Here is a 4057-nt window from a genome sequence, read left to right as displayed (position 1 = left end):
CCGGGAGCACGAGCGGCGTACCGTGTTGATAGTCCATGGGCGCGGTGAGAAAAGCACCCCGCCTGCCCTGCTGAAAAGTTACCTGTACAACTGGCTACCCCAGATGGAAGCGGTGCTGGCCTTTCACAGCGCACTGAAAGTCCACGGTGGCTCTGGAGCACTGTATGTGATGATCAGAAAAAGTGAGCGGGAAAAGCAGGAAAACCGCGAGCGCCATGCGAAGCGAAGTAGTTAAAGGGAATCTGGAGCCTGAGTAGATCAAGAGTTTTGCCGCCCGGGACAGCCCGGAAATAGACTGCCGTACTGCGGCGACACCACGGAACAGATGCCCTGTCGAGAAAATTCTATGAGGGCGAAAGGAGCGTTACTGATGCTAATCAAAAAAGATTACACATCAACATGCAATTTTTTTGCCCCGGGTTCAAAGAAGTTAATGCTGTATCTAAATCAATACGATCAGCAGCGGGCCAATAATACCGACTGACTCTTTTGTCACTAAGGTCGTTAAAGTATTTACTTGTTTTATGCTTGGCTATATTGGTAACAAAGGCAGACTGCCACTTTCCTCCTTCCCCATTGTCAATGAGCAGTTTCATAAATGCCACTGTGGTCACGTAACTCACGGCTATGTTATTCGTTGCCAGGCAGTCTTTAGCTATTGCTAATTGATCCTCTTTTGTGCAGTCTTTCCAGTAGTTATGGAAGTCAGCTCGGAATTCTTCCAGACTTTCGTCCAGGAATCGCTTAAGATAATGGCGGTTCAATTCGTCTGGATCAGTTTTTTTGCAATGCTTTTTATCTCCCTTCTTCGTACTTTTTGAATCATCCTCATACTCTATGTATGATTTTTTATCTGGCCACATCATGAACTCAAGACAATTTAAAAGTAAAGTCAGGGTAGCTTTCCCGGATAACTTGCCTCTATTGTTGCATTGTAAAAAGCTTAAAATACTGCACGGCAATTGATTACAGTTAAATTTACGCTTGACTTTACGCTTGAATTTACGCTTGAAATCAAAATATAAAAAACTCAGATCTTTAAATTTCTGCCTATGGAAATCAGGGTTATTTTTTATGAAGTTTAATGCACCGTTACCGAATTCAAACTTATATCCCAAAACATTACTAATAAGAATACGAGCATCATTATCTGATGTAATCATTTTTTTGAGATGTTGATCCAGGATTCCCTGACTAAAACCATCCAGAGGGTCACTCCTAAAGGTTCTCAGAAAATCACTCTTTATCATAACCTGAAGCCATTGCTCCGGATTAACAGTGCGAGACTCAACAGTATTTCTGCCATTAACGGCAACAGAGCCATCACTTTGCTGAGCGAAACACGACTGATAGATAAGTTGAGACAACTGACTCTGGTTCCTGGCCCAGTTAGAAAATTTCGCACCTTTTAACACCGATGGTGAAAAGTACTCCCCTGCAAAAACACAGTTGATGAACCTGACATCTTCAAAACTCGCACTGTTTAACCGCTCCGTATTGAATTCACATCCACTGAATCCGGTTTCTTTGAACACCGTGCCATTCATTGAGCAATCGCTGAAATCAAATTTTTCCAATTCATGATTGTGATTTTTCACAGCAATCTCCAAACCATCCAGCGACTTGAGCTTTCCCTCCAGCAGCTGCGGATTTTGTTGCATCAAGCGCTGAATACCTGTTTTACCGCAAGCTTGAACAAGGATTTTGACATTTCCTGGAACCCGTTTGATGTATCTGGAGGTTAACTCATGGAAACAGGCTACCCAGGAGTGCAGAAAAAGCTGCTCCAGTGGGCGACCGTCTGGCCAGTGGCTATAGCGCCTTCGGAGGGAATACAACAGATACTGCTGATCTTGGCCTGTGCCGAAGAAATCCAGTTCATCAATTAACGACAGAGGGTGAGCAAAGAGGGTCTCTTGCAAAGGGGAGCCCTCAATTAATTGCTGGTAGTCATTGGCTGACTGCGGAATGACTTTCTCATTAAGCCGGAAGGCTTTCAGGCCCGGGTAAGAACCGTCCAAAATGGTATGTCCACGGAAAAAATCTGCATCCAGGCGCATAAGTGCTCCAGGTTTGAACACCATGGACAATGCCCCTCCGTATTGGCTATGTGCGAGTTCTTTACTTCGTGGCTGGATACGGGTAAATGTTTCATGACAAGTGTCGTATTCAAACCGCTTGATTAAGCCAATATACCCGACGGGTTCCCGCCCAATGTCGGTAAGTCGCACGAAAGAACCCAGGCAGCCCTCATTGCCCATGATTTTCTCCACAATTCTTGTCATTTGTTCCCGGGCAATAAAGTTCAAATTGTGTGTCGGGCAAAATCCCCGGGCCGGGCTCCCGGAAACGCCGTGGGGCTGACCGGGGAGGTAACCTATCAGGCGTCCGGCATGTATACGGCAACTTTCATCCCAAGGCCGTAGCCTCAATCCCAGCCGGTCAGCAAGAAAGGTTTTTTTTGCGTTGATGCGTACAACACGGGGGTCCACATCCGCATCGCCTGCTACTGCCACGGCACGGTTCATGTCACCCAGGCAGCGGTGATAGTCGGCCAGGGAGTCCAGCCAGCGCTCCTCCAGGTCGACAGCATCCGGGCGCCCGTGGTCGATGCCCAGCTCTGCCAGCTCCCTGAACAGGGCCTCAACCACCGCTTTTTCGTGACCGGGAGAGGTCAGCACCATCTTATGGTCAAAGGTTCGGGCATTCGGGTCCCGCTCGGGATAAAACTCAATACTGCCTTTCTCGATGAAGGCCGGCGCAAGTTCAATCACTCGCACCGGTGAGGCCGTCAGTTTGAAGTTTTCAAGCTGTTCCTGATTAACATAACTGACACTATCGCCAGTCAACTTGGCAAAACCGTGGCTGAATTCGCTCAGGCGTACTTGCGCTTTTCTCTCTTCACCAGGCCTTGAGCTGACCCTTGCAGGCAAGACTGGCGCAGGCAGGGGGGTCTCGATTTGTGGCAGTGGTTCAATAGACGGCTGGTCTGCGGTTAAAGATGCACGACACCTTTGGGCAATGCAGTGCAGATTGTTCACAACATCCTTGATGGTCTGACGATCCTTTTTTTCCCACCGCTCTATATCCCGGGTCAACTGCTGTGCCTGTTTTTCACACTCATCGGCCAGACTGGTCAGGTCACTGCGCCAGTCTCGGTATTTGTCGTTCAGATGATTACTGACGTATTCGCTCCAGGTGCCCAGATGGTGCAACCCTCGCTCCAGAGCCAGATTGTCAGCCACTGTGTTGCCTGCATCCCGTGACAGCCTGAGGGTCATCCGGGTTATTGGCTGACCATCCCGATCCAGTAACTGAGTGAGGCAGACCTGGCCCGTGCGGATGTCCTGGCCTTTAACCTGCAACCAGCCCCCGCGGATACCTGCTGCCCTTATGGCCTGGTATTCCGCCATGGATACCCGTTCACCCGGCTCTACCGTGTCTGGCAAGCGGGTGGTGAGCCAGGCTATACGATCATGGATAGTCTGCCGTAACCAGCTGCGGTCACCGGCCAGATAACCGCTGTGTTCGATCAGCCAGTCCAGGGCCTGCCAGTCAACCTGGTGCAGCAGCTCTTTCAGGGTCTGGCCCAGCAGGTTGTCGTCCAGTTTAGACATACTATCGACGCAGGGACTGGCAATAGGGTGAGAGTTCATTGCCGGGGCTTGTGGGTCCCGCAGTTTGTTCAACAGCAACGGCATGGAGGAAAAATCGTCCTCGCCAGACGCTGGCTCTGGTTTGTGGGCACAGGGGTAACGGGTAGCCAGTCCGGCGTGATTCCAGTTAAGCACCACCGGCTCCGGGGTCAGTGCCATATTCTCCCAGGTGAGATCTTCATTACCCACAATGGTATTGATCAGCAATAATCTGGCCCACTGCTTTGGCGACAGGGATTGCTGATGTTCCCTTGCGCTTTTCAGGTTACCCGGCCAATCACTGGCTACATGGCTGACCACGTAAGACTGGCCCGCTTCCTGATGGGCGAAGGTGTCGGGTACGTTCATGCCCAGGAGTCTGGCGATATTAGCCATTAGTACCTGGTTGCAGGCACTTGGCT

Annotated in this window: 2 protein-coding genes; one reads left to right on the top strand and one right to left on the bottom strand. The window is 49.9% G+C overall.

What is annotated here, in order from left to right:
* Positions 1-235 (top strand): Smr/MutS family endonuclease (locus KDK14_RS12975; RefSeq protein WP_257265568.1); only part of this gene is annotated, 235 nt, incomplete at its 5' end.
* Positions 236-377: 142 nt separating this feature from the next.
* Here the strand turns inward: KDK14_RS12975 and KDK14_RS12970 are convergent.
* Positions 378-4031 carry a pentapeptide repeat-containing protein gene (locus KDK14_RS12970; RefSeq protein WP_257265567.1) on the bottom strand — a complete coding sequence of 1218 codons (3654 nt, stop codon included), beginning with the start codon at positions 4029-4031 and terminating at the stop codon, positions 378-380.
* Between the last annotated feature and the right edge of the window lie 26 nt (positions 4032-4057).

The organism is Endozoicomonas sp. ONNA2 (assembly GCF_024606365.1).
Taxonomy (GTDB): Bacteria; Pseudomonadota; Gammaproteobacteria; order Pseudomonadales; family Endozoicomonadaceae; genus Endozoicomonas.
This window is presented reverse-complemented; position numbering and strand designations above follow the sequence as displayed.